Raw genomic sequence first — 25,976 nt, forward strand, 5'->3', positions numbered from 1 at the left:
AAAATATAGTCGAAAATTATGGTTGTATAAAATGCTAATCATTCTACATTCTATTAAAAAATGATTAATTTTGTGGGATTAAAAAATTAAACTAAAAAAACATGAGTAAAGAAGTCGTCATTGTATCAGCAGCCAGAACACCAATTGGTAGTTTTTTAGGATCCCTTTCAACTGTTCCTGCACCACGTTTAGGTGCTGTAGCTATTAAAGGTGCTTTAGATAAAATAAATTTAAAGCCAGAATTAGTTCAAGAGGTTATTATGGGGCATGTTGTTCAAGCTGGCGCTGGACAAGCTCCTGCAAGACAAGCGGCAATTTACGCAGGAATTCCAAACACGGTTCCATGTACTACAGTAAATAAAGTGTGTGCATCTGGAATGAAAGCTGTTATGCAAGCAGCACAAGCTATTGCTTTAGGCGATGCCGATGTTGTAGTTGCAGGTGGAATGGAAAACATGAGTTTAATTCCGCATTATCTACATGCTAGAACAGGTACTAAATTTGGTCCTGCTAAAATGGAAGACGGGATGCAACGTGATGGATTAGTGGATGCTTACGACCAAAATGCTATGGGTGTTTGTGCCGATGCCTGTGCTACAGAATATAAATTTTCTCGTGAAGATCAGGATGCGTATGCTATTCAATCGTACAAACGATCAGCTGCAGCTTGGGAAGCAGGGAAATTTGATAATGAAGTGGTTCCTGTTGAAGTTCCACAGAGACGTGGTGATGCATTAGTTGTAGATACAGATGAAGAATTTACCAACGTTAAATTAGATAAAATACCAGCTTTACGTCCTGCCTTTACCAAAGACGGAACCGTTACAGCTGCCAATGCCTCAACTATAAATGATGGTGCAGGTGCTATGGTTTTAATGAGTCGCGAGAAAGCTGACGAATTAGGACTAAAAGTTCTTGCAACTATAAAAGGTTTTGCCGATGCTGCTCATGAGCCAGAATGGTTTACAACAGCTCCAGCTAAAGCCTTACCAAAAGCGTTAGATAAAGCTGGAATTGATATTAAAGATGTTGATTTCTTCGAGTTTAACGAAGCATTCGCCATTGTTGGTTTAGCCAATATGAAATTATTAGGTTTAAACGATTCCAATGTAAACGTGAATGGTGGTGCTGTTTCTTTAGGACATCCATTAGGTTGTTCAGGTGTTCGTATTTTAATTACGTTATTAAATGTTTTAGAACAAAACAATGCAAAAATTGGTGCAGCGGCTATTTGTAATGGTGGTGGTGGTGCTTCGGCAGTTGTTATCGAAAGAAACTAATACCCTATTTTTTGCATGCAATACGGAATTTGTCATTTAAGCATTGTTCCATTACGATTGGAACCCAGTGATACAAGCGAACTTGTGTCGCAAGTATTGTATGGTGATTATTTTAAAGTGCTTGAAAAGCGGAAGTCTTGGAGTAGAATCCGATTGGGTTTTGACACGTATGAGGGTTGGATTGATAACAAGCAGTACATTGAAATTACAGAAGACAATTATAATAAATTGCATGACGAAGCGCCTATTCTTTCAACCGATTTAGTTGAATTTATTGAAGATAGCGAAAGTCAATTATATCCTATTCCGTTAGGCTCAAGTTTAAACGGATTGGATTTATTGCAACATACACATGATGGGAATGCAGTTAGTGAAATAGCTTCAAAAGCGCATATTTTAAAAACTGCATTTTCATATTTAAACGCACCTTATCTTTGGGGTGGAAAAACACCGTTTGGTATAGATTGTTCTGGGTTTACCCAAATGGTTTATAAACTGAATGGTCATAAATTATTCCGCGATGCATCACAACAAGCCACACAAGGCGAAGCGTTGAGTTTTATTGAAGAAAGTGATCCTGGTGATTTAGCTTTTTTTGATAATGATGAAGGGCAGATAGTCCATGTTGGTATTATTATGCCAGATAATTTTATTATTCATGCACATGGTAAAGTTCGCATTGATAGATTAGATCATTCTGGAATTTATAATGTAGATACACGCATGCATACTCACAAATTACGGGTTATTAAGCGGATTATTGAGGGATAATTAAATTCTAGTATTTTTTAGATTTAGAACCCGTTAAATAGGAACGCACCCAAAAATTAAAGCCATAAATATACATACCAATGAATATCTTACCAATAGCAATTGCATTATTCTTAATCATCGCTTTCCTTTTTTGGAAGCTTACCAATGGCCATTTCAAAAAAGAATATGGTAGCACGTTATGGAATCAATGGGGAACACGGCTTTTTTACTGGCAAGGTGTTATATATACGAGTACCGGAATTACAATTTTTATCTTGTTTATTTTAAAATGGACCGGTATTTTGACTTTTTAGTATTCTAAGAATTAAACATATTTATCACATCATGGTGCTTGTAACTTTAATTTGTTTCAGGAGGTATTCATAGAAAAACGGATTATTTGAATCAACATAAAACAAAAAAAATGCTACTGAAATTCAGTAGCATTTTTTTATTCTCTTAAAGTAATTAGGACTATCCACCTAACGCTTCAACTTTAGCTTTCATTTGCTTGTACTTTTCAGTTTCCGCAATAGCACTGTAAATATTCATTAGTGTTTTAGACACTTCTAAATTTTCTGAATCGACTTCTAATACCGCTTCTAAATAAGGAATAGCTGTTTTATAAAGATCTTTACGTGCTGCTTTAAGTTCATCGTAACGCTTATTATCGGCAGATGATGTACCCAAACCATTCATTTCTTCAATAAGAGTAGCTTCCTCTCCCAATATTAATGCCGCAATATTTGTATGTGCATTGGTATAAGTAGGATCCATTTCAATTACCTTATCATAATACTCTTTAGCTTTATCATTATAACCAGATTCGGCAGAAAGAACGCCTAGGTTGTAGAATAAATCCACATTAGTTGGATCTAAATCTATTGCCTTTTCAATTAGCAACTTGTATTCATCCTTATTCCCTAATTTATACTGCAAATTAGCTTCTGTTAAAATAATATTTACATCTGTTGGGTTTTGTTCACGTGCTTGCTTAATAGCTGCTAATGCTTCTTCAGACTTCCCTAAATTAACATAAATAAACGCTATGTTTTTAGTGATTTCACCAGCTTTAGAATCTGATACACGCTCACCTGGCTTTATATATGCACCAGTTTTCACAAATAAATCTCTATTGTCTTTATCAAAAACCTCTTCTTCACCTGTTTCTTTATTGGTAGCAAAATACTCCTTTGTAATACCTGTGTAGCCTAATTTATTTAATTCTAAATAGTGTTTTAGAGCTTCATCATAATCTTGACCACTTACGGCACTAACGGCTGCGTAGTAAAGGTATGTTGTATCAGTAGGAACAACGTTGTATAATTGCTCGAACTTGGTTCCAGCTTCCGAAAAATTATTGGCTTTGTAAAAGCTATTTGCTTTCATTAAAAGCTCATTTTCCATTGTTGTTGTTAATTCAGACGACTCTGAATCGTAATCTTTACCTACCAAAATTAAGCTTTCAATAGCTTTATTTAAATCGGTATCATTAGCCGTACCTTGAGCATAAAGAGCTTCAGCTACTAATAAATGATATTGGGATTTTTGCTTATCATCCATGGCTGACATCATAGATTCTGCCTGATTCAATGCTGTTTTGGCTTCAGCATAATTATTATTTTTTATTGCTTTTTCAGCTGTACGTAACTCTTTTTTCTGAGCAAAAGAAACAGTACTTACTAGAATTGCCAATGCAACTAAAATTGGGTTTCTCATTTTAATATAATTAATTATCGTTATTTAATTCGTTTTCATCAGTATCAAGAGTTGTGCCATTGTCATCAAGAGTTGTGCCATTGTCCGTTTCTGGTGCAGCATCAATAATGTTACCATCTTCATCTAGTACTACTTCGTCTTCATCACCTTCTTCATCCTTCATTACTTTTGCAACAGCTGCAATAGAGTCACTTCCTTTTAGGTTAATAAGTCTTACACCTTGTGTAGCACGACCCATAACTCGTAAATTAGCAACAGCCATGCGTATAGCAATACCAGATTTGTTAATAATCATTAAATCTTCTTCATCCGTTACCGATTTTATAGCAACTAAATGACCAGTTTTTTCAGTTATAGAAATAGTTTTAACACCTTTTCCTCCTCTATTTGTTATTCTGTAAACTGCTTCACCATCTTCTGGATCATCAATATAGGTTCGTTTTCCATATCCTTTTTCAGAAACAACTAATACCGATTCTTCTTGTGGATTTTCAATAGCAATCATACCAATAACTTCATCGGTATTTTCGTCTTGTAAGCGAATACCTCTTACACCAGATGCATTTCTACCCATTGGTCGTGTTTTAGCTTCTTCAAAACGAATAGCTTTACCAGATTTTAAGGCTAACATAACTTGACTGTTTCCAGTAGTTAATTTTGCTTCTAGTAATTCATCATCCTCTTTAATTGTAATGGCATTAATACCATTAGTTCGTGGACGTGAGTATTGTTCTAGAGACGTCTTTTTAACTTGACCTTTTTTAGTCGCCATAATGACATAATGGCTATTGATGTAATCTTCATTTTTTAAATCTTGCGTACAGATAAAAGCTTTCACTTTATCATCCTGCTCAATATTAATCAGGTTTTGAATGGCCCGACCTTTAGATGTTTTACTGCCTTCAGGAATTTCATAAACACGCATCCAGAAACACTTCCCTTTTTGAGTGAAGAATAACATATATTGGTGATTAGTTCCCACAAATAAATGTTCTAAAAAGTCTTCGTTTCTAGTTGTAGACGCCTTTTGTCCTACGCCTCCTCTATTTTGTGTTTTATATTCTGTAAGTGATGTACGCTTAATATAACCAGCATGCGAAATGGTAATAACCACCTGCTCATCTGGAATCATATCTTCAATACTTAAATCGCCTCCAGCATATTCAATAACTGAACGACGCTCATCACCATACTTATCTTTAACAACTAATAATTCATCTTTAATGATTTGCATACGACGTTCTTTTTTATCAAGAATATCTTTTAAATCGTCTATGGTTACCATTAAATCGTCATACTCTGAACGCAATTTATCTTGTTCCAGTCCAGTTAACTGACGTAAGCGCATTTCTACAATGGCTTTGGCCTGAATTTCGGATAATTTAAAGCGTTCAATTAACTTCTCACGCGCTTCATCAGCATTTGATGACGCACGAATAAGCGCAATAACTTCGTCAATATTATCTGAAGCAATAATTAAACCTTCAAGAATATGAGCTCGCTCTTCTGCCTTACGTAATTCGTAGGTTGTTCTACGTACAACTACGTCATGTCTGTGTTCCACAAAATGATGAATCATTTCTTTCAGATTCAATAATTGTGGACGCCCCTTGACTAAAGCAATGTTATTAACACTAAACGACGACTGTAAAGCCGTGTATTTATATAAGGTATTTAATACAATATTAGGAATGGCGTCCCGCTTTAAAACGTAAACAATCCGCATTCCGTTTCTATCGGATTCATCGCGAATAGTTGAAATACCATCAATTTTCTTTTCGTTTACTAAATCGGCTGTTTTTTTAATCATGTCAGCCTTATTCACTTGGTATGGAATTTCGGTAACGATAATCGATTCACGACCTTGTACTTCTTCAATACGTGCTTTTCCACGCATGACTATACGACCACGGCCTGTTTTGAATGCTTCAATAACACCATCATAACCGTAGATTGTTCCACCTGTAGGAAAATCTGGCGCTTTAACATGTGTAATTAATTCATCAATTTCAATATCGGTATTTTCAATATAAGCTGTAATACCATCCACCACTTCACTTAAGTTATGAGGCGGCATATTAGTGGCCATACCAACAGCAATACCAGATGCACCATTTACTAATAAACCAGGGATTCGTGTTGGAAGCACGGTTGGTTCGTGTAAGGTATCATCAAAGTTTAATTTATGATCAACGGTTTCTTTATCAATATCTGCCAGCATATCTTCCGATATTTTACGCATACGAGCTTCCGTATAACGCATTGCTGCAGGACTATCACCATCAACAGATCCAAAGTTACCTTGGCCATCCACTAACATATAACGTAAACTCCATTCTTGAGCCATACGCACCATAGCATCATAAACAGATGTATCACCATGTGGATGATACTTACCTAGTACTTCACCAACAATTCTTGCTGACTTTTTATGTGCTCCAGTTGCTCTAACACCTAGTTCGTGCATACCAAAAAGCACACGTCTATGTACAGGTTTTAAACCATCTCTTACATCAGGTAAAGCACGTGACACAATGACTGACATTGAATAATCAATGTAAGCCGATTTCATTTCATCTTCAATGTTAATTGGGATCAATTTTTCTCCTTCTGCCATATATATTACTAATTAGATTTTTGTAGGTTTACAAATCGTGCTAATATAACCATTTCATCAGCTACAGCAAGGGTTTCTTTTATGTTTTTTCGGAATTTTTATTAACAATTAAAACCCTGCTTTTCGTTAATAAGTATGCTGTTAAATATTTTGTCTTTATAAACTTTTTTTTGTCTATTAGCATACTAACTATTATTTAAGGTATGATTTTTGTCCTTACTAATATCTTTAGTACATTTAATGCAGAAAGGAATTATTTATGGATGACAATTTTTCACCAAGAGTTAAAGACGTAATTGCGTATAGTAAAGAGGAAGCTTTAAGGCTTGGTCACGATTTTATAGGCACTGAACATTTAATGCTAGGATTATTACGTGATGGTAGCGGAAAAGCTATTGATATTTTAAGTGCTTTAGAAATAGATTTAAACCATTTAAGGCGCAAGGTTGAAATTTTAAGTCCTGCAAATCCTAATATGGCAGTAACTTCAAATAACAAGAAAAACTTACACCTAACTAGGCAAGCGGAACGGGCATTGAAAACCACATTTTTGGAAGCGAAACTTTTTCAGAGTAGCTCCATAAATACAGCGCATTTGCTCTTGTGCATTTTAAGAAACGACAACGATCCCACAACCAAGCTTTTAAATAAGCTGAAAGTGGATTATGATAACGTAAAAGAACAGTTCAAGTTTATGATAACAAACGACGAAAATTATCCTGATATTACAGGAGAGCCGAAATCAGAATCTTTTCCAGATGATGATTCCGCTTCAGATGACGACACATCAAAAGATAATTTATTTAATTCACCTACAGGAAAAACGAATAAGAAATCTAAAACCCCTGTTTTAGATAATTTTGGACGCGATTTAACAGCTATGGCTGAAGAAGGTAAATTAGATCCTGTTGTAGGTCGTGAAAAAGAAATAGAACGTGTATCTCAAATTTTAAGTAGACGTAAGAAAAACAACCCACTTTTAATTGGTGAACCTGGTGTTGGTAAATCCGCCATTGCTGAAGGTTTAGCAAATAGAATTGTCAGCCGAAAAGTATCTCGAATTTTATTCAACAAACGCGTTGTAACTCTAGATTTAGCGAGCTTGGTTGCAGGTACAAAATACCGTGGACAGTTTGAAGAGCGTATGAAAGCCGTTATGAACGAGCTAGAAAAAAACGACGATATCATTCTGTTTATTGATGAAATCCATACCATTGTTGGTGCTGGTGGTGCCACAGGAAGTTTGGATGCTTCAAACATGTTTAAACCAGCTTTAGCAAGAGGTGAAATACAATGTGTTGGCGCCACTACTTTAGATGAATACAGACAGTATATAGAAAAAGATGGTGCGTTAGAAAGACGTTTCCAGAAGGTTATTGTAGAACCAACAACGGTTGATGAAACTATTGAAATTCTAAATAACATTAAAGATAAATACGAAGCGCATCACCATGTGGAATATACGCCAGAAGCCATTGAAGCTTGTGTGAAATTGACAAATCGGTATATGACGGATCGTTTTTTACCAGATAAAGCTATTGATGCTTTAGATGAAGCAGGTTCACGCGTGCACATCACTAACATTAATGTTCCGGACCAAATTGTTGAATTAGAAGAACAATTAGAAGCTGTAAAAGCCACGAAATCTAGTGTTGTTAAAAAACAGAAATATGAGGAAGCTGCTAAACTTCGGGACGATGAAAAACGTTTGGAAAAAGAATTAGCCATTGCTCAAGAGAAATGGGAAGAAGACACCAAGTTACATCGTGAAACCGTAACAGAAGACAATGTGGCTGATGTTGTTTCTATGATGACGGGAATACCTGTTAATAGAATTGCACAAACAGAAAGTAATAAATTGGCCATTTTACCAGATTTAATTAAAGGTAAAGTTATTGGTCAAGATGAAGCTGTTGCCAAAGTGGTTAAAGCTATTCAACGAAATCGTGCAGGACTTAAAGATCCAAATAAACCAATTGGTTCATTTATATTTTTAGGCCAGACAGGCGTTGGTAAAACGCAATTAGCTAAAGTGCTTTCAAAAGAATTATTTGATAGTGAAGATTCATTAATCCGAATCGACATGAGTGAGTACATGGAAAAATTCGCGATTTCAAGATTAGTTGGTGCACCTCCAGGATACGTAGGTTATGAAGAAGGTGGTCAATTAACTGAAAAAATTAGACGCAAGCCCTATGCCGTAGTATTACTTGATGAGATTGAAAAAGCGCATCCAGATGTGTTTAATATGCTACTTCAAGTGTTGGATGATGGCTATTTAACGGATAGTTTAGGTCGTAAAATCGACTTTAGAAACACCATTATTATCATGACGTCCAATATTGGCTCTCGTAAACTAAAAGATTTTGGTACAGGTGTTGGTTTTGGAACGTCTTCGCAGAAATCTCAAGAAGATGCAAATGCCAGAAGCGTGATTGAAAATGCGTTGAAAAAAGCTTTCGCCCCAGAATTCTTGAATAGAATTGATGATGTGGTAGTATTTAATGCACTTGAAAAAGAAGATATCAATAAGATTATTGATATTGAATTAGATAAACTCATCTTACGCATCAAGGATATTGGCTATACACTTAAATTAAGTAAAGCTGCCAAAGATTATATTGCAGATAAAGGTTTCGACAAACAATATGGCGCTAGACCATTAAAGCGTGCTATTCAGAAGTATGTTGAAGATACCTTGGCTGAAGAAATAATCAATTCAAAAATTTCTGAAGGCGATAAAATCTCTATGGATTTAGATGCTAAAACCAATGAATTAAAAATTAAAATTGAGTCCGGAAAAAAAAAGACTGAATCTTAAAAAATAGATAGTTTAAAATTGAAAAACTCCACTTACATTTGTGGAGTTTTTTTATGTCCTAAATTTTACTTAACTTTAAATATGCCTGTTATTAAAACATATCCGTTTGGAAACATTACCTTCCACAATCATTATTTGATTGTAGTAATGAAAGAAGGCGTAACCGTTTCAGTTGATTACAATCAAGTGCTTGATGATATTGCCTTGAATTATTATGGTAACAAAAAGTTCGTTTATATTACACACAGAAAAAACTCCTATTCTGTAGATCCGAATATTTACTTTAAAACATCGAAAATCAAAAACCTTGCAGGATTTGCTGTTGTTTTTGGTGATTCTGTGAAAATTGATAATACAGATTTTGAAAGTAACTTTATAAGTATTCCGTTTAAAGCATTTAAGTCATTAGATGAAGCTATTACTTGGTCTGACGAATTGTGCAATGCATAAACATTCCTTCCAAATAAATCAATAAAAACAGCTAAATTTTGCGCACATTTTATGCGTAAATTTCGTGCACATCTATTTCTAAATTTGAAAGAAATGATATCGAATTTTTGATATCAATATGCAATTCTCTGTCATTAGAAACAAAGGACACATCCTGGCGGTAAGCCATTAATACCGATTCTATAAAAGCTGAAGATTTTAAAGGTTTTCTAAAATACAAAGCTTGAGACGCATTAAATAATTCAATAGCCAAAATACGTTCAACATTATGAACCAACGTATAAGCTTGCGTGGCTGCATTGGCTCCCATACTTACATGATCTTCTTGACCGTTACTGGAAACAATACTATCTATACTTGCAGGGCTCGCCAATTGTTTATTAGCACTTACAATACTAGCTGCTGTGTATTGCGGAATCATAAAGCCAGAATTTAAACCTGGATTATCCACTAAAAATGTTGGTAAACCACGTAATCCAGACACTAATTGAAACACACGTCTTTCCGATATATTCCCTAATTCAGCCATGGCAATTTTCATATAATCTAAAGCCAAAGCTAATGGTTGTCCATGAAAATTTCCGCCAGAAATAATTAAATCATCTTGGCTAAATATGTTTGGATTATCAGTCACAGAATTAATTTCTGTTATAAATGTTTTTCTTACAAAATCTAATGTATCCTTGCTCGCTCCATGAACTTGAGGCATACATCTAAACGAGTAGGGATCTTGAACATGAACTTTATCTTGACCAATTAACTCACTACCTTCTAAAAACTCACGAATACGTTCTGCCGTTTTTAACTGTCCTCTATGTGGACGCACCAAATGAACTAATTCATTAAATGGCTCAATTCTACCATCAAAAGCTTCTAAAGATGTACTTCCAATTAAATCAGCAAAATAAGACAACTTATAAGCCTTCATCAATAAATGAACTCCATAAGCTGACATAAATTGCGTACCATTTAGAAGGGCTAACCCTTCTTTGGATTGCAAGGTTATTGGTTCCCAATTAAATTTCTTCAAAATAGATTCAGAAGTATGAACAGCATCTTCAAAATAAACGTCTCCTTTTCCAATAAGCGGGAGTGCCAAATGTGCCAAAGGTGCTAAATCACCCGAAGCTCCTAAAGAACCTTGCGTATAAATAACTGGTAAAATATCATTATTATAAAAATCCATTAAGCGTTGTGCCGTTTCTAATTGCACGCCACTATGTCCATAACTTAAAGATTGTACCTTTAATAATAACATGAGTTTTATAATTGGTTTTGGAACCAATTCACCCGTGCCACAGGCATGAGACATCACCAAATTCTCTTGAAGTTTGGTTAGATTTTCTTTTGAAATTTTCACATTATACAACGAACCAAATCCCGTGTTTATACCATAAATTGGCGAATCTTGATTTTTAAGTTTCTCGTTTAAATAATCGCGACAGGCTTGAATTTTTTTAATAGAACCATCTGCTAATTCCAAAGTTTTGCCTTCTTCTAAAATGGCTGAAATAGTTTCTAAATCAATGGTTTCTTGCGAAATATAATGGATTGGTCTCATGTGTATAAAAGTTGTCCCAAAATTCCACATTCAATACGTATTATGCAAACAAATAGTAACATTTCATTTATAATTCATGATAAAATTCTATTTTTGAATAAACAAACTATTTTAAACCATGAAAAAAACCTTAATTTTTGTTGCAGCATTATCCATTTTTGCTTGCCAAGAAGAAGCACCTAAAGACTATGTGACTTTCTCGGGAAAAATAACAAATAAAAACAGCGACTCATTACTTATACGAACGCGTGATTATGCTAAAACAATAGCTGTAAATGACGATGGAACTTTTAGTGATACTCTTAAAGTAGATGCAGGTATTTACAACCTTTTTGATGGTTCCGAATCTACGTCTGTATTCTTAAAAAATGGTTATGAAATTAACATGACTATCGATACAAAAATGTTTGATGAAAGTATCAAGTACACAGGAACAGGTTCTGAACAGAGTAATTTTTTAGCTCAAAAATCTTTAAAAGAAGAACAGTTAATTGATTTTGAAGCGTTGAGTAAAATTTCTGAAATGGAAACGTTAGAAACAGAACTTGATAAGATTAAAACAGAACTAAGTGAGTTTTACAACTCCAATAAAGCCATAGATACAAGTATTACCAATAGTGCAAATAAGAGCTTAGAACCTATGCTAAAATCTTATAAATCATTCATTGGATCTGCTATTACTTTAAAAAAGGAATTTCCTAAAGGCGCACCTTCTCCAACATTTAGCGATTATGAAAACTATGATGGAACCACGACTTCCCTTTCAGATTTAGCGGGTAAGTATGTTTATATTGATGTTTGGGCAACTTGGTGTGGACCCTGTAAAGCGGAAATTCCATTCTTAAAAGAAATTGAAAAAGAATACCACGGAAAAGATATCCAATTTGTAAGTCTTTCTATAGACGATGACAAGAGTCATAAAGGTTCTTGGGACCAGGCGCGTGCAGATTGGAAAGCCATGATTGCGGATAAAGAATTAGGTGGTATTCAATTATTTGCACCAAAAGGATGGCAAACTGAATTTATCCAAGCCTATAAAATAAACGGTATTCCACGTTTTATTTTAATTGATCCTGCAGGAAATGTGGTATCTCCAGATGCGCCAAGACCTTCAAGTGATGAATTAAAAGAACTATTAACAGAATTAAATATCTAAATTCTGAATAATTTCAATATTAAAGAGTCGCAAAAAATTGCGACTCTTTTTTTTATAATAAAGTTTATTATTTGCTTTAAAATAATGCCTTACAAATAAGAATATGAGATTCTGAAACCAGTTCAGAATGGCGATTAGCAGGAATTCTAAAAAATTAGTTCATTGAAATAAGGTCTACTCTTTATTTGGTTTGAGACTTTTTTTCTTCTTTCTCTTCCGCTTCTACTTCCAGAGGTTCTTGTTGTTCAAATAAATCCAAATACGCATCACCTAATGTTTCAATCACATGTGTGGCTGTCATAGCTTCATAACCTAACCCTTGCACAGCAATATCAGCTGATTTACCGTGTAGATACACACCAAACACCGACGCGGCCAAGGAATCATAGCCTTGGGCAATGAGTCCTGTAATAATTCCTGTTAAAACATCACCAGTGCCAGCAGTTGCCAATCCAGGATTTCCGGTTGAATTAATATATATTTTATCTTCTAAAACGGTTAAAGTATAAGCGCCTTTAATCACAACAATTACCTGATATTTCTTTGAAAATACTTTGACTTTTTTCAGTTTTTCAAAATCATCTTTCCACGCACCAATTAAGCGTTCCAACTCTTTAGGATGTGGTGTTAAAACCGTATTTTTTGGTAATAACTTTAATAAATCTTTGTTTTTAGATAGTAGATTTATGCCATCAGCATCAATAACTAAAGGTGTTTTGTTTGTGATTAGAAACACTTTTAAAGCTTCAGCAGTCGCTTTTTCTGTTCCCATACCAACACCAATACCAATAACCGTTGGTGTCATATTGAATTGAATATTGCTAATCCATTCATCCTGTTCGTCAGTAATAATCATAGCTTCCGGAAAACTAGACTGAAATGGCATATAGCCACATTTAGGCACAAAAGCTGTTACCAATCCTGCTCCAATGGATAGAGCCGAACGGCTTGCCAAAAGAGCTGCCCCTATTTTACCATAACTTCCACCAATAATAAGTGCGTGACCAAAGGTTCCTTTATGCGAAAATTTATCACGTGGTTTATAAATAGGGAGCACTTCTTGCTTTCCTATTAAATCTACTGCTGTTTGGGTTTTCATTAAATATTCACGATCAAAACCAATATCTAAAACTTCCCATTGTTCCGTAAATTTAGCGGTATCTGGCAAAAAGAAAGCGAGTTTAGTAGACTGGAAACTCAATGTATGATTTGCCCAAACCACATTGTTTTCATCAGCTGGAACAGCATCTGTTTTCATTCCGGAAGGAATATCTATAGAAAGCGTAAATGCTTTGGAAACTTTGAAGTGTTGAAACAAATTAACCACCCAATCGTCAGCTGGACGATTTAATCCAATACCGAAAACCGCATCAATTATTATATCATCAGGACCAATTTCTGGAAAATCATCATCAGGGCCAATAAGCGTAGGCCATTTTTTTGTGGTTTGTTTTATTAAATCATAATTACACAAAAAATCCTTGGTACGTTTATCACTAAAGTTGACCACAAAGGTATGCACATTGTAACCATGGTTAATTAAATGTCGGGCTACCACCAACCCATTACCGCCATTATTTCCAATGCCACAAAAAACGTGAATGGGAACTTGAGCACCTTGCATCCGTAAATGCAACCAATTGAAAATTTGAATGCCCGCACGTTCCATGAGTTCGGTGGATGTGATGTTTTGCTTTTGGGCCGTGAGTTTATCACCTTCGTAAATCTGTTTATCTGAAAATATTTTCATGGGTAATCGTAACTTTTATCTATATTAATAAAACGGACGTTCTTTCAAAAATACAGTTATTTTTATATTATGAACTTATCTTCACTTCAAAATTATACTTTTGAAACCTATAAATCAGTTGAATTTATTTGTTAAATGATCAAAATTATTAAAGCGAACGTCAGTCATGCCGAAACACTCTCCTTAATTGGAAGGCAAACATTTTTGGAGTCTCATGGTGTGAGTGCTTCTAAAACTGATATAGATACTTATATTAATTTAAAATTCACAAAAACAGCTTTTGAAACAGAACTGGTGGACTCTAATAACATTTTTCATATTCTTTTATATGATGAAAAACCGATTGGCTATTCTAAAATAATGTATTCCATTCCTCAAAAGAACATCCCGTTTAAAAATGTAACCAAACTAGAACGCATCTATGTTCTGAAAGCATTTCATAATTTAAAATTAGGTAAAGAATTATTAAATTTTAATGTTTCACTCTCACAGAAAAACACCCAATCTGGTATGTGGTTATATGTTTGGACCGAAAACCATAGAGCCGTGAATTTCTATAAAAAAACAGGATTTGAAATTGTAGGCAGTTATGATTTTAAAATTTCAGAAACCCATTCCAATCCCAATCATCAGATGCTTTTAACGTATTAATCTAAAGTGGGTAACACAAAATCATCCAAAGCACTTTTCTCGGTCATCAACGCTTCAATTTCGTTTGATGTTCTAGGCGCTTCTGCTGATAAATTTACGGGACCATTATTAGTAATTAAAATATCATCTTCAATTCTTACTGCAATTCCCCACCACTTTTCATCACAATTACTCCCATCTGGAATATAAATTCCAGGTTCAACAGTAATAACCATATTGTGTTCAAAGGCACCATAAAGACCAGGATCATGAACATCTAATCCTAAATAATGAGATGTACCATGGGGAAAATAATTTCTGGCTTCTTTATCATTTTCTGCAATTCCTAAAGCAATTAATCCTTTATGAATAACGGCTCGACTAGCAGCATCAGCCGCATTAAAGCCATTGCCTACTTTGGATGCTGCAATACCAGCTTCTTGAGCTTCAAAAACCAGATCATAAATAATTTTTTGCTCTTTGGTAAATTTCCCGTTAGCAGGAATAGTCCGGGTAACATCAGCAGAATATCCATGATACTCGGCTCCTAAATCCATCAGTACCAATTCATTATTTACTTGCATTTTACTGTTTTCAATATAATGCAACACACAGCCATTATTTCCTGCGCCTACAATACTAGGATAGCCTTCGTACTCACTACCATATTTTTTATATACAAATTCATGGATGCCTTGAATTTCCATTTCGGACATGTTTGGATGCATGGCTTTCATAATTTCCCGTTGTCCCATAGCCGAAATTCGAACAGCTTTTGTAAGTAATACCAGCTCTTCTTCGGTTTTAATTTGGCGCAAACCAGCCATTAGTGTAGATAAACTTTGGGTGTCCAAATTAGATTTTGGCGTCTCCTGCTCTATTTTTATAATTTGTTGTTTCAATTCCAAACGCACATTTGGATCTGTTGATTCTGCATAATCTGAAATCACTTTATCCTTTTTTAAATTAGGATAGTACTCTAAAGCACGACCAATATTTTGAGCCACATTAGCACTATTTTCAATATCTGTGGCTTTAATCATTTCATAAATTCGAGATTTCATAGGATCTGGCAACGAATTTTCATCATAATTAGCTTGTTGCTTAAACTGTTCAATTAAACTATGTAAATCCGCTTGGTTGCGTTTAGAATCGCGATAATCATTATTAAAATTATTAAATAAAACCTTATCAAAATGGGTATAATCAACACCTGATTCATTAAAACCGCTCCCATTAAAAGCCATATCAAAACCTAATTGATTTTTAGCACCTTCAATACCTAACCGTTTTCCGGTCCACTGCTCTGCTTGCGGATTTTTCTCCTGAACATAAATTAATTCGTTGTATGAAACACCTTCAGAATTCGTTTGATTTTCAGAAAACAAAACTAAAACAGCATGTGGTTCCTTATAACCTGACAAATAATAAAAATCAGGATCTTGATGGTAGATAAAATCCACATCATTAGCTCTATTTCTCACAGGATTCGCAAAAAAGACAGCGACAGAATTTTCAGGCATACTGCTGCGCAACGCATCACGTCTACTTTTATGAAATTCGGCTGATAAATAATCGGTTGGTAAGCCATCTTGTGCTTGTAGAATAAGTGTCATACAAACCGTAAATACAGTAATAATAAAATTTTTCATGATATACGCGTTTTAAACCACCGTTAAATTAAAAGATAAAATAGAAAAGACACCTTTTAACTAAAAAAATTAACAAACTTTTAAGCCTAGATTAACCTTAAAGCGACTCCTTAAAACAGATAAATTTCAATACATTTGTGACACAATCGAAGTCTAATTAAAATGTCCGTTCAAACGGAATATACGTATGAAAAATATAGCTTTATCATCAACACATGAAGCATTAGGGGCAAAAATGGTGCCTTTTGCAGGTTTCAATATGCCAGTTCAATATGAAGGTATAAATATAGAACACGAAACAGTACGAAAAGCCGTTGGTGTATTTGATGTCTCGCACATGGGTGAATTTTTAATCAAAGGCCCAAAAGCCCTTGAATTAATTCAAAAAATAACGACTAATGATGCTAGCAAATTAACCATTGGAAAAGCACAATATAGCTGCTTACCAAATGAAACTGGCGGAATTGTTGACGATTTAATTATTTATAAAATTGAAGAAGAAACCTATCTTTTAGTTGTCAATGCTGGCAATATTGAAAAGGATTGGAATTGGATTACATCTAAAAACGATATTGGTGCTGAAATGGTAGATATTAGTGATGATTATTCACTTTTAGCCATTCAAGGACCTAAAGCTATTGAGGCCATGCAGTCCTTAACAAGTCATGATCTATCTGCCATTAAATTTTACAATTTCGTGGTTGGCGATTTTGCAGGAATAGAAAACATCATCATTTCTGCAACGGGTTATACAGGAAGTGGTGGATTTGAAATTTACTGTAAGAATACGGAAGTGAAACAAATATGGGATAAAGTTTTTGAAGCTGGTGCAGATTTCGGGATTAAGCCAATAGGTTTAGCTGCTCGTGATACTTTACGTTTAGAAATGGGTTATTGCTTATATGGTAATGATATTGATGATACCACATCACCTCTTGAAGCTGGTTTAGGTTGGATTACAAAATTCACTAAAACGTTTATTAATTCTGAAAACCTTGCCAAAGAAAAGGAGAATGGTGCAAAACGTAAGCTTATAGCTTTTGAATTAGACGAAAAAGGAATTCCAAGGAGTGGTTATGACATTGTTGATAATGATGGGAATGTGATAGGAATTGTGACATCTGGAACTATGTCTCCAATGCTTAAAAAAGGAATAGGATTAGGTTATGTTACAATGGATCACACCGCTTTTGACACAAAAATTAACATTCAAATTCGTAAGAATGCCGTTCCAGCAACGGTTGTAAAACTACCTTTTTATAAAGGTTAAAATACTATATGATAGATTACCAAGCCATTTTAAATAAAATACACGCAAACGTAATTCAGGAACCAGACAAAGGCAATATTGCGCGTTATATTCCTGAATTATCACGCGTAAATCCAGAGCGCTTCGGTATGCACTTAAAACTTATTTCTGGTGAAGAATTTGCGGTTGGCGATTCGGAAGTTGGATTTTCCATTCAAAGTATTTCAAAAGTTCTGACACTTGCAATGGCCATGTCTAAAATTGGAACACATATTTGGGACCGTGTGGATGTGGAACCTTCGGGAAACCCCTTCAACCATTTATCGCTTTTAGAGTTGGAAGAAGGGATTCCCCGGAATCCATTAATCAATTCCGGCGCTATTGTAATTGCTGATATTTTGGTTTCAGAATTGGAAAATCCGAAGGCTGATTTTTTAAAATATGTTCAAGATATTACTGGTGATGATTCTATTTCCTATAATTTGAAAGTCGCACAATCGGAAAAAGAAACAGGTTTTAACAACTATGCTGCGGCTAATCTTTTAAAATCCTTCAACAATCTTAATAATTCAGTTGATGATGTTTTAGACTTTTATTTCCATCAATGTTCTTTGGAAATGACCTGCTCTCAATTAACAAAAGCCTTCTTTCTATTTGCCAATAAAGGGAAATGTTTAGCACAAGTGGCACGCATTACAAAAAGTCAAGCAAAACGCATTAACGCCATTATGCTTACTTGTGGTTTTTATGACGAAGCTGGCGAATTTGCCTTTGAAGTTGGACTACCCGGAAAAAGTGGTGTTGGTGGAGGTATCGTGGCTGCATTACCGCATGAGTTTACCATTTCCGTTTGGTCGCCCGGATTAAATGAACGTGGTAATTCTAAATTAGGCATGCAAGCGCTTGAGCAATTTACAACGCTTACCAATCAATCTATTTTTTAATAAACAGTTCTAAATTTAGCCATGTCGGCAATAGAAAACAAACATAGAATACTTATTTTAGGTGCTAGTGGCTTTATAGGAAATGCCCTTTATAAAGAACTCTGCTCCTATTTTAAAACATTTGGTACCTACCGAACATCCAAACGTGAATTTGAAAAAAATCAACATTTTTTTCAATATGACGTTGAAGAAGATGATGTGTTTGAAATTTTAGAAATCGTTAAACCCACGATTATTATTTCAGCACTTCGTGGCGATTTTAATGCACAAGTTATTGCGCATTCTCATATAGCACAATATTTACAAATGCATAAAAGTAAATTGCTGTTTTTATCATCAGCCAATGTATTTGATTCCTACAGTAAATACCCAAGTTATGAAAGTGATAAAACCTTAAGTGATAGTGTTTATGGACATTTCAAAATAAAAATTGAAAACATGCTATTGCGCTTGCCAAAGCGTCAAGTTGCCATCATTAGATTACCGATGGTTTTTGGAAATCAGTCGCCTAGAATAACCGAAATAAAAGAATTCATTAAAAATAAAGAAGCCATTGAAGTCTTTCCAAACCTGATTATGAATATTGCCACAGATGTGAAATTAACACAGCAAATTCATTATATCATTAACCGAAATAAAAGTGGCGTTTTTCATATTGGCAGTACGGATTTGGTACACCACGACGAATATATTTTAGAAATTATAAACTCGCTAGGTTTTGAAAACGTGCTTCTTAAAAACGTTTATACCACTAATGACGATCGCTATTTAGCCGTTTTACCAAAATATAATCTATTACCAAAACATTTACAGTTTACGAGTAAAGATTTTATATCAGAAATAGAAATTTAGTTGTTTTTCATTCGTAATTTAGCTATATTCTTAACACTATAAAAACACATACTATGAGTAAATTATCAGAAGAAGATATCGAGAAAAAATTATTGCGTTTTCCAGATTGGGAATATAGCGACAACGCCATCCATGCGGAATTTGAATTTGAAAATTTCAAAGATTGCTTTAGTGCTATGAGTCGAATTGCTTTTGAGTGCGAAGCTTTAAATCATCATCCAGAATGGCGCAATGTATATAACGTTTTATACATTACATTATCTACACATGATGAAGAAGGTGTAACAAACAAAGATTTTAAACTTGCACAGGCTATTGACGCTATCGTCGTTCCTGAAGACGATGAGTAAAATTGTAAACCGTAAGCCGTTGTGTTTACATTATTTTTTTAAATTTGTCAATAAACAAACTATTACTTTTTAATTCTTAATTCTTAATTATTTTATGGGAAGAGCTTTTGAATTCCGCAAAGCACGAAAAATGAAACGTTGGTCTGCCATGAGTAAAGCGTTTACGCGTATTGGTAAAGACATTGTTATGGCTGTTAAAGAAGGTGGACCAGATCCAGATTCTAATTCCAGGTTACGTGCTGTAATTCAGAATGCCAAATCGGTTAATATGCCGAAAGACAACGTAGAACGTGCCATAAAGAAAGCATCTGATAAAGATCAAGGCGATTATAAAGAAGTTATTTTTGAAGGCTATGCACCGCACGGAATTGCTATTCTTGTAGAAACAGCTACAGATAATAATACCAGAACCGTTGCCAATGTACGCAGTTATTTTAATAAATGTGATGGTAGTTTAGGAACATCTGGTTCCGTTGTTTTTATGTTTGATCATACCTGTAATTTCCGAATTGAAGGCGAAGGTTTAGATCCTGAAGAATTAGAGTTAGAATTTATAGATTTTGGTGCAGAAGAAGTTTTTGCCGATGACGATGGGATTTTAATTTATGCACCTTTTGAAAATTTTGGAGCCATTCAAGCCGAATTAGAAAATAGAAATATTGAAATTCTATCATCTGGTTTTGAACGTATTCCACAAGTTACTAAAGCAATAAGCCCAGAAGATGCTGCTGATGTAGAAAAACTTCTAGAGAAATTGGAAGAAGATGATGACGTTCAAAACGTGTATCATACTATGGAAGAAAGCACAGAAGACTAATTTAAACCCACATTTAATTTTGAAAATAAATCACCTTTTTTTAGCTTTTGCACTTGTATTTTGTTTTTCAGCAAGCTCAAGTTTTGCGCAAAAAGATAATAAGAAGGTTATTTATCAAGATTTAGAAGGCGAAAAAATCTGCAAACGGAAATTTAAAAAACGTTTAGACGCGGCATCTTTTGTACAAACTAGAGAAACCGAAAACGTCATCATCAAACAATTACAACCACGAATTGTTGAAGGCCAACTTACATCCATTTCACAAGGGAGTATTTCTAAAATGGTTACTGCTATTGAAACTATTCTTCAGCAGAAAATAGATCCAGATAAAAATTTACTTCTTCACTATTATAAGCAGCATGATGACATTTTTAAAAAGGATGTTGCCGATTCCTTGTATTGGGGTTTTATGGATAAGCATTCTTCGGAATTCGCTTCTTTTTTAATTGGTAGTAAAGAGTCTAGTATAACCCAAGATAAAGATAATTACGTTTTTATTGACGATACCAACTATTTAGAATCCACCATTTTTACGGAACCAAATATCCAATTATATCACCTTCTTATTAGACCAAATGGCACCTATAAATTATATTTTGGCGATTTTGATATTGTCTATACCATAAATGGTATTCTAGAATATTATTAGAATAAAAATTCCCTTTAGATCGTATTTTTTTCAAAATGTAACAAATAGTCGTTAAATTCGTCTTAACCTAAAACACGACTATGGTATCTAAACTTAAATTTCAAACGCTTTTTACAGCTTGCCTTTTTCTACTTACTTTTTCTAATTTCGGTCAAACCGTTACTGGAAAAGTTTTGGACACCAAGAATGAGCCTATTCCTTTTGCTACCATTCAAATTGGAGAAGATTACGGTGTAATTTCCAACGACGAAGGCAATTTTAACATGCGCGTATCTGGTTTTCAATCTACCGATTCCGTATTCATTTCTTGTATGGGTTATGAAAAGATAGGCTTTCAAGTTCAAGAGTTTGAATCCAAAGAATATATTTTAAACGATCATGTAAACGAACTTTCAGAAGTATATGTTACAGATAGAAAACTAGAAATTGACTCTATTTTATATTATGTGAAAGCGCATGCTTCAAAGAACTACAAACTGGATCAAACAGCTTTAAAAATGTTTGGAAGACGTACCGAATATGTGGATGGAAAAGCAGCAGATTTTGAAATAGAAAAATCGTCTAATTTCAAGAAAAATCAATTGGACGCTTTTAATAAAGATTTTGATGAACTAGAACAGTCGCTTCTTAATAACGCTTCCAAACAATATACAGATATGGTTTCCACGCTGTATATAAAAGATACTGAAAACGCCAAATTAAAAGTTGAAAAAGCGGTTAAGCTTCTAGATGAAAGCAATGAGCAGTCATTAGAAAAAATGACCGATAAAGGCAATGATATTGTATTAAAACATTTGGATACAAGCAAAGTATACACCGTAAAATCGGGTTGGTTTACCGTTTCAGATTCTGTATCACTCAATAACAGAAGCGATAAAGTTTCAGACTCCATAAATGCCGTTCGTTTTGTTCGAGAAGCTGCTTTTAATATGGTAAAAGAAGTGAATCCGCTTACGGAAGAACCGGAATTAGATTTCATTACGGATACCAGAAAATATGATTATGAGCTAACAGGTTTAACTTTTTTAGATACCGAAATGGTTTATATTATAAACTTTGAACCCAGACGAGGTTCAGCAAATTACCAAGGAACCATGTATGTTTCCAATCAAACCTTTGCAGTATTACGAGCCGATTACGCATTTTATCCTGGACGTGTAGGCGAGAAAATTAATTTGCGTTTAATATTAGGGATTAAATTTATTGAGAATAATAAAGCCGGTTCTGTAGCTTACAAGAAAAATAGCGATGGTTACTATTATCCATATTATATAAAAAGTGAAATAGATCGTTATTTTTATATCAACAGACCTATCAAGTTCATTGAAAATGATAATAGCAGCAATAAAACAGCCTTTAACTTCAAAGTTGAAGGAACTTTCAAAGAACGTACTGAAATATTAATGCTGGATGTAAATCAGGTAAATTCAGCAGATTTTGAAGCCGTTCAAGAAGGTAAAACCATGGATTTCGAAACAATTAAGAAATACGATGCTTCCATTTGGAAAGATTATAATGTGTTAGAGCCGCTTCAAGAAATGAAGGATTTTAAGATAGCCGATTAATTAAAAAAGCCGATTTTATTCGGCTTTTTTTTTGTGCTATATTGCGCTATAAATTGAAACTTAACGTACTATTTAAATCCATGAAAAACTTCCTATCAGTATTATGCATTTGGATTATGACTAGTTGTGGCACGACTCAAACTGTAAGTTCAGAAGTTGAAACGTTTATAAATACCCAGAATTTTACAGTTATAAAACCTGAAAAATGGCATGCTTTTAAAAGTCATGGATATGTAAGTTATACACCGCTTTCTATGGATGATAATCCCTTTCAAAATTCGGTTTCTGTATTTCAATTTCAATTAACAAACGACCAATCTTTTGAAGAATTTGTTCAAGTTAGAATAAACGAAACGAATAACTCAAGAACCATTATCAAGCAAGAATCCTATTCCGAAAAAAACCGATTGGGAACCATTTATATTCATAACCTGGAATCAACTTTTCAAGGTCATATTAATAAAGAATTTTCCGTGTATTTTCAACATAATGGCAACTATTATAATTACAACTATTCTTCGCTTAAAAACCTCTATAAAAAGCACCATGATGATGCTATGGCTATTTTGGAGAGTATTGCCTTTATATAAAAAAGAGGCTTGATTTTAGGTGTTTATTATTAGTTTCAATTTGCTATGTTACCTTTCTTTCAATGCGCAATGGATCATCAAAGTGTTGCCCACAGTTATTTTTGTTTTACGCTCCTTATTCTCCAAGCACGTATTAGAATGACAATTCCAACGGTTATCAGAATAAACGGCCAAATGTTAGCTAAAAAAACAAAAAATATTATCAAGTTTTCCCAGCCATTTTTAAAACCGCTTTTAAACTTTTCACCAAATTCATTTTCTTTAGATATCGTTTCATAAATACTGACATTTAACGTTGAAAATGAAACTTGATTATTAAGAAACTTTAATCTTCCTTCAATAGATTCAATATCAGCGTGTAATTCGCCGATTTGCTTTTCTACTTCAAGAATTTCGGTTACCGTATTTGCTTTTTGTAAAATTTCTAAATATCTATTTTCAAGTTCTTTTTTAGTTTTTAAACGTGGGTCAATGTCCAGAAATTCTGCAGTAACATCTGTAATAGTAATTTCTTTTCTATCAAATTTCGAAACACCTTGTGTTATTTCCTTCAATAAATCATCGAAGTTTTCAGATGGCACTCGTATTGTTAATGTATTTCTAATTTCATATACATATTTATACTCATTATCAGAAGTAGAGTAGCCTTTAAATTTTTCAATTGTCTTAAAGATATTTTTTCGAGTAGCTATTAAATTTTCAGATTCAAATTCAACGTCTCCATTTTTAATAAGTTTCCTTTCCGATTGAATTTCATGTGATGTTTCAACAATCGTTTCTTGGCTATCCTCCATTAGCATTTCACCAAGGTTCATAGATTTTGAACGCTTCTCATTATTTTCACAGCCAAAAGCTGCAATAAGCAAAATGATTCCGATAATATGTATTAGTTTCTTCATAATTGTGGGTAACAAATACGATGCTTTACGAGTAAGCAGCCACCTTCCCTTCCACTCCTTCAAAAAAGGCTTTCATAAATTTGAAATCTGCTTCCATGTCATCCGTTGGATAAAAGGGTTCAGAAATCTTATTTTGCTTGTTTTTGAAGTCTAATGTAAACATGATAATCGGCACGTTGGCGGCTTTAGCAATGTAGTAAAAACCGGTACGCCATTCGGTCACTTTTTTTCGCGTGCCTTCGGGAGCAAGCGCTAAACGAAACTCATCACGTTCATTAAATAATTGCGCAATAGCATCTACTTTATTTTGGTTATTTCCGCGGTCTATTGGCGCGCCTCCAATGGCTTTTAAATACCAACCTATTGGACCAATAAATAATTCTTTTTTCGCAATGAAATTAGATTTTACGTGTGCTACTTGACGTAACAATACACCAATATAAAAATCATGCCAACTGGTATGTGGCACAGCAATGAGAACGGCTTTTTTTACGGTATCTTGAGAGAACGTTACATTCCCAGTAATACGCCAACCTATTAGTTTAAAATAAATAAATTTAGCTAACCTGCGCATATTACATTTTAGAATAAAGGTCTCTTAATTTTTGACGTGTAATCACTTTTTGCCAATTTTTACCAATGGCGTTTTCCCAAAGCGGCTCTAGACTTAAAGCCACATCAATCATAATATCAAATTGTTCATCTGTTAAATTGGCACAAACACCTTGTGGAATCTTAATGTTGTGTTTGGCGCGCATTTTTTTATACATGGCAACTCCTTCTGGATAATATTCTTCTAAATGTTCAAAAACAATACAATTTCCAACACCATGTTTAACACCCAATAAATAGCCTAAACCATAACTCATAGCATGGGCAACACCAACTTGTGAATAGGCAATACTCATGCCTCCATGCCAGGAAGCCATCATTAATTTATCGGCAGACTCTTTTTCGTCTAATGTATCTTCTAGGAAAATTTCTATACAAAGTTCTAATGCTTTTTCGCCATAACTTTCGCTAAAGGCATTTAGGTATGTTCCTTTTAAGGATTCTATACAATGTACATAGCAGTCCATTCCTGTGTAAAACCACTGGTCTTTTGGAACGCCTATGGTTAATTCTGGATCCAGAATAACTTGATCAAAAGGTGTGTAATCACTATTAATACCTAATTTTCTAACAGGTCCTGTTAAAATGGTTGTTCTAGAAACTTCGGCACCTGTTCCTGAAATAGTAGGAATACCAACGTGGTAAATGGCCGGATTTTTAACCAAATCCCAACCTTGATAATCTTTAGATTCTCCTTCGTTTGTAATCATAATCGCTACAGCTTTGGCCATATCCATAACGGTTCCGCCACCAATACCAATAATTCCTGAAGGTCGTTGTTTACAGGTAAGTATAATTTCTTCAACTAACGCATCTACTTGCGTTGTTTTGGGTTCTTCTTCAGCAGAAATAAAAATAACGCGATCCTCATAAGCCAATGGAATACGTCCTGATAGTGTTGCTTTTTTCTCAAAAACATCATCAACTAAAAAAATAAATGGTGCAGAAACACTTAACCGCTTGGGTGCAATGATATCCTCTAACTGATTAAAACTTCCTCGACCAAAAACAACTCGAGACACCATTGGGTAATTCTTGTAACTCATGTAATATTGTTCTG

The 25,976-nt window shown here is 34.2% G+C and carries 22 protein-coding genes; 14 read left to right on the forward strand and 8 right to left on the reverse strand.

Annotated features, from left to right (window positions below; all coding sequences use genetic code 11):
• Positions 1-101: 101 nt before the first annotated feature.
• Both ES675_RS08850 and ES675_RS08855 read left to right on the forward strand, forming a co-directional pair.
• Positions 102-1,280, forward strand: coding sequence for an acetyl-CoA C-acyltransferase (locus ES675_RS08850; RefSeq protein WP_066256482.1), 1,179 nt, complete (start codon positions 102-104; stop codon positions 1,278-1,280).
• Between the two features lie 15 nt (positions 1,281-1,295).
• Positions 1,296-2,051, forward strand: coding sequence for a C40 family peptidase (locus ES675_RS08855; RefSeq protein WP_066256479.1), 756 nt, complete (start codon positions 1,296-1,298; stop codon positions 2,049-2,051).
• A gap of 456 nt (positions 2,052-2,507) precedes the next feature.
• Here the strand turns inward: ES675_RS08855 and ES675_RS08865 are convergent, their stop codons facing one another.
• The gene (locus ES675_RS08865) at positions 2,508-3,752 is read right to left on the reverse strand and encodes a tetratricopeptide repeat protein (protein WP_066255389.1); all 1,245 of its coding nucleotides are present in this window, start codon (positions 3,750-3,752) and stop codon (positions 2,508-2,510) included.
• A gap of 10 nt (positions 3,753-3,762) precedes the next feature.
• Entirely contained in the window at positions 3,763-6,369 is a 2,607-nt protein-coding gene (gene gyrA, locus ES675_RS08870) for a DNA gyrase subunit A (protein WP_066255393.1), read from the reverse strand.
• 259 nt (positions 6,370-6,628) lie between these two features.
• Between gyrA and ES675_RS08875 the strand changes: the two genes are divergently transcribed.
• Together ES675_RS08875 and ES675_RS08880 are read left to right on the forward strand one after the other, a co-directional pair.
• The gene (locus ES675_RS08875) at positions 6,629-9,190 is read left to right on the forward strand and encodes an ATP-dependent Clp protease ATP-binding subunit (protein WP_066255397.1); all 2,562 of its coding nucleotides are present in this window, start codon (positions 6,629-6,631) and stop codon (positions 9,188-9,190) included.
• An 81-nt stretch (positions 9,191-9,271) separates the two neighbouring features.
• On the forward strand, positions 9,272-9,640 hold the full coding sequence (locus tag ES675_RS08880; protein ID WP_066255400.1) for a hypothetical protein: 369 nt from the start codon (positions 9,272-9,274) through the stop codon (positions 9,638-9,640).
• 49 nt (positions 9,641-9,689) lie between these two features.
• Here ES675_RS08880 and hutH read toward each other — a convergent pair whose 3' ends face one another.
• Positions 9,690-11,201, reverse strand: coding sequence for a histidine ammonia-lyase (gene hutH, locus ES675_RS08885; RefSeq protein WP_066255488.1), 1,512 nt, complete (start codon positions 11,199-11,201; stop codon positions 9,690-9,692).
• 118 nt (positions 11,202-11,319) lie between these two features.
• Here hutH and ES675_RS08890 point away from each other — a divergent pair, with 118 nt between their 5' ends.
• Positions 11,320-12,357 (forward strand): TlpA family protein disulfide reductase, encoded by a 1,038-nt coding sequence (locus ES675_RS08890; protein ID WP_066255403.1) that lies wholly within the window; start codon positions 11,320-11,322, stop codon positions 12,355-12,357.
• A gap of 181 nt (positions 12,358-12,538) precedes the next feature.
• Here the strand turns inward: ES675_RS08890 and ES675_RS08895 are convergent, their stop codons facing one another.
• Positions 12,539-14,107, reverse strand: a complete 1,569-nt coding sequence (locus ES675_RS08895) for a bifunctional ADP-dependent NAD(P)H-hydrate dehydratase/NAD(P)H-hydrate epimerase (RefSeq protein WP_066255408.1) — start codon at positions 14,105-14,107, stop codon at positions 12,539-12,541.
• 135 nt (positions 14,108-14,242) lie between these two features.
• Here ES675_RS08895 and ES675_RS08900 point away from each other — a divergent pair, with 135 nt between their 5' ends.
• On the forward strand, positions 14,243-14,758 hold the full coding sequence (locus tag ES675_RS08900; RefSeq protein WP_066255410.1) for a GNAT family N-acetyltransferase: 516 nt from the start codon (positions 14,243-14,245) through the stop codon (positions 14,756-14,758).
• Here the strand turns inward: ES675_RS08900 and ES675_RS08905 are convergent.
• A complete protein-coding gene (locus tag ES675_RS08905; protein ID WP_148367376.1) occupies positions 14,755-16,389 on the reverse strand; it encodes an aminopeptidase P N-terminal domain-containing protein in 1,635 nt (544 codons plus the stop codon). The two genes, ES675_RS08900 and ES675_RS08905, sit on opposite strands and share 4 nt — an antisense overlap.
• 187 nt (positions 16,390-16,576) lie before the next feature.
• On the opposite strand from ES675_RS08905, the gene gcvT reads away from it, so the two are divergent.
• The 8 genes from gcvT to ES675_RS08945 all read left to right on the forward strand — a co-directional run bounded on the left by gcvT (position 16,577) and on the right by ES675_RS08945 (position 23,405).
• On the forward strand, positions 16,577-17,659 hold the full coding sequence (gene gcvT / locus ES675_RS08910; protein WP_066255414.1) for a glycine cleavage system aminomethyltransferase GcvT: 1,083 nt from the start codon (positions 16,577-16,579) through the stop codon (positions 17,657-17,659).
• A gap of 8 nt (positions 17,660-17,667) precedes the next feature.
• Positions 17,668-18,582, forward strand: coding sequence for a glutaminase (locus ES675_RS08915; protein WP_066255418.1), 915 nt, complete (start codon positions 17,668-17,670; stop codon positions 18,580-18,582).
• Between the two features lie 21 nt (positions 18,583-18,603).
• Positions 18,604-19,434: a sugar nucleotide-binding protein gene (locus tag ES675_RS08920; RefSeq protein WP_066255423.1), complete on the forward strand. Its 831-nt coding sequence runs from the start codon at positions 18,604-18,606 to the stop codon at positions 19,432-19,434.
• A gap of 53 nt (positions 19,435-19,487) precedes the next feature.
• Positions 19,488-19,784, forward strand: a complete 297-nt coding sequence (locus tag ES675_RS08925) for a 4a-hydroxytetrahydrobiopterin dehydratase (protein ID WP_066255429.1) — start codon at positions 19,488-19,490, stop codon at positions 19,782-19,784.
• A gap of 94 nt (positions 19,785-19,878) precedes the next feature.
• A complete protein-coding gene (locus ES675_RS08930; protein ID WP_066255432.1) occupies positions 19,879-20,601 on the forward strand; it encodes a YebC/PmpR family DNA-binding transcriptional regulator in 723 nt (240 codons plus the stop codon).
• Positions 20,602-20,620: 19 nt separating this feature from the next.
• Entirely contained in the window at positions 20,621-21,250 is a 630-nt protein-coding gene (locus ES675_RS08935; protein WP_066255436.1) for a hypothetical protein, read from the forward strand.
• An 80-nt stretch (positions 21,251-21,330) separates the two neighbouring features.
• Positions 21,331-22,815: a carboxypeptidase-like regulatory domain-containing protein gene (locus tag ES675_RS08940; RefSeq protein WP_066255439.1), complete on the forward strand. Its 1,485-nt coding sequence runs from the start codon at positions 21,331-21,333 to the stop codon at positions 22,813-22,815.
• 80 nt (positions 22,816-22,895) lie between these two features.
• Positions 22,896-23,405 carry a hypothetical protein gene (locus tag ES675_RS08945; RefSeq protein WP_148367378.1) on the forward strand — a complete coding sequence of 170 codons (510 nt, stop codon included), beginning with the start codon at positions 22,896-22,898 and terminating at the stop codon, positions 23,403-23,405.
• Between the two features lie 95 nt (positions 23,406-23,500).
• Here the strand turns inward: ES675_RS08945 and ES675_RS08950 are convergent, their stop codons facing one another.
• Genes ES675_RS08950 through ES675_RS08960 form a run of 3 tightly spaced genes read right to left on the reverse strand, consistent with a single transcriptional unit; the run spans position 23,501 to position 25,962 of the window.
• Positions 23,501-24,304, reverse strand: a complete 804-nt coding sequence (locus tag ES675_RS08950) for a DUF4349 domain-containing protein (RefSeq protein ID WP_066255445.1) — start codon at positions 24,302-24,304, stop codon at positions 23,501-23,503.
• A 25-nt stretch (positions 24,305-24,329) separates the two neighbouring features.
• Positions 24,330-24,878: a 1-acyl-sn-glycerol-3-phosphate acyltransferase gene (locus ES675_RS08955; protein ID WP_066255446.1), complete on the reverse strand. Its 549-nt coding sequence runs from the start codon at positions 24,876-24,878 to the stop codon at positions 24,330-24,332.
• A 1-nt stretch (position 24,879) separates the two neighbouring features.
• Positions 24,880-25,962, reverse strand: coding sequence for an iron-containing alcohol dehydrogenase family protein (locus tag ES675_RS08960; protein ID WP_066255451.1), 1,083 nt, complete (start codon positions 25,960-25,962; stop codon positions 24,880-24,882).
• Positions 25,963-25,976 lie beyond the last annotated feature (14 nt).

Origin of the sequence: Algorimicrobium algoritergicola (assembly GCF_008086165.1) — a bacterium.
Lineage (GTDB): Bacteria > Bacteroidota > Bacteroidia > Flavobacteriales > Flavobacteriaceae > Algorimicrobium > Algorimicrobium algoritergicola.

Excerpts from the sequence above, each read along its gene's own strand:
- ES675_RS08850 (WP_066256482.1), top strand. The coding sequence starts at position 102 with ATGAGTAAAGAAGTCGTCATTGTATCAGCAGCCAGAACACCAATTGGT.
- ES675_RS08855 (WP_066256479.1), top strand. The coding sequence starts at position 1,296 with ATGCAATACGGAATTTGTCATTTAAGCATTGTTCCATTACGATTGGAA.
- ES675_RS08865 (WP_066255389.1), bottom strand. The coding sequence starts at position 3,752 with ATGAGAAACCCAATTTTAGTTGCATTGGCAATTCTAGTAAGTACTGTT.
- gyrA (WP_066255393.1), bottom strand. The coding sequence starts at position 6,369 with ATGGCAGAAGGAGAAAAATTGATCCCAATTAACATTGAAGATGAAATG.
- ES675_RS08875 (WP_066255397.1), top strand. The coding sequence starts at position 6,629 with ATGGATGACAATTTTTCACCAAGAGTTAAAGACGTAATTGCGTATAGT.
- ES675_RS08880 (WP_066255400.1), top strand. The coding sequence starts at position 9,272 with ATGCCTGTTATTAAAACATATCCGTTTGGAAACATTACCTTCCACAAT.
- hutH (WP_066255488.1), bottom strand. The coding sequence starts at position 11,201 with ATGAGACCAATCCATTATATTTCGCAAGAAACCATTGATTTAGAAACT.
- ES675_RS08890 (WP_066255403.1), top strand. The coding sequence starts at position 11,320 with ATGAAAAAAACCTTAATTTTTGTTGCAGCATTATCCATTTTTGCTTGC.
- ES675_RS08895 (WP_066255408.1), bottom strand. The coding sequence starts at position 14,107 with ATGAAAATATTTTCAGATAAACAGATTTACGAAGGTGATAAACTCACG.
- ES675_RS08900 (WP_066255410.1), top strand. The coding sequence starts at position 14,243 with ATGATCAAAATTATTAAAGCGAACGTCAGTCATGCCGAAACACTCTCC.
- ES675_RS08905 (WP_148367376.1), bottom strand. The coding sequence starts at position 16,389 with ATGAAAAATTTTATTATTACTGTATTTACGGTTTGTATGACACTTATT.
- gcvT (WP_066255414.1), top strand. The coding sequence starts at position 16,577 with ATGAAAAATATAGCTTTATCATCAACACATGAAGCATTAGGGGCAAAA.
- ES675_RS08915 (WP_066255418.1), top strand. The coding sequence starts at position 17,668 with ATGATAGATTACCAAGCCATTTTAAATAAAATACACGCAAACGTAATT.
- ES675_RS08920 (WP_066255423.1), top strand. The coding sequence starts at position 18,604 with ATGTCGGCAATAGAAAACAAACATAGAATACTTATTTTAGGTGCTAGT.
- ES675_RS08925 (WP_066255429.1), top strand. The coding sequence starts at position 19,488 with ATGAGTAAATTATCAGAAGAAGATATCGAGAAAAAATTATTGCGTTTT.
- ES675_RS08930 (WP_066255432.1), top strand. The coding sequence starts at position 19,879 with ATGGGAAGAGCTTTTGAATTCCGCAAAGCACGAAAAATGAAACGTTGG.
- ES675_RS08940 (WP_066255439.1), top strand. The coding sequence starts at position 21,331 with ATGGTATCTAAACTTAAATTTCAAACGCTTTTTACAGCTTGCCTTTTT.
- ES675_RS08945 (WP_148367378.1), top strand. The coding sequence starts at position 22,896 with ATGAAAAACTTCCTATCAGTATTATGCATTTGGATTATGACTAGTTGT.
- ES675_RS08950 (WP_066255445.1), bottom strand. The coding sequence starts at position 24,304 with ATGAAGAAACTAATACATATTATCGGAATCATTTTGCTTATTGCAGCT.
- ES675_RS08955 (WP_066255446.1), bottom strand. The coding sequence starts at position 24,878 with ATGCGCAGGTTAGCTAAATTTATTTATTTTAAACTAATAGGTTGGCGT.
- ES675_RS08960 (WP_066255451.1), bottom strand. The coding sequence starts at position 25,962 with ATGAGTTACAAGAATTACCCAATGGTGTCTCGAGTTGTTTTTGGTCGA.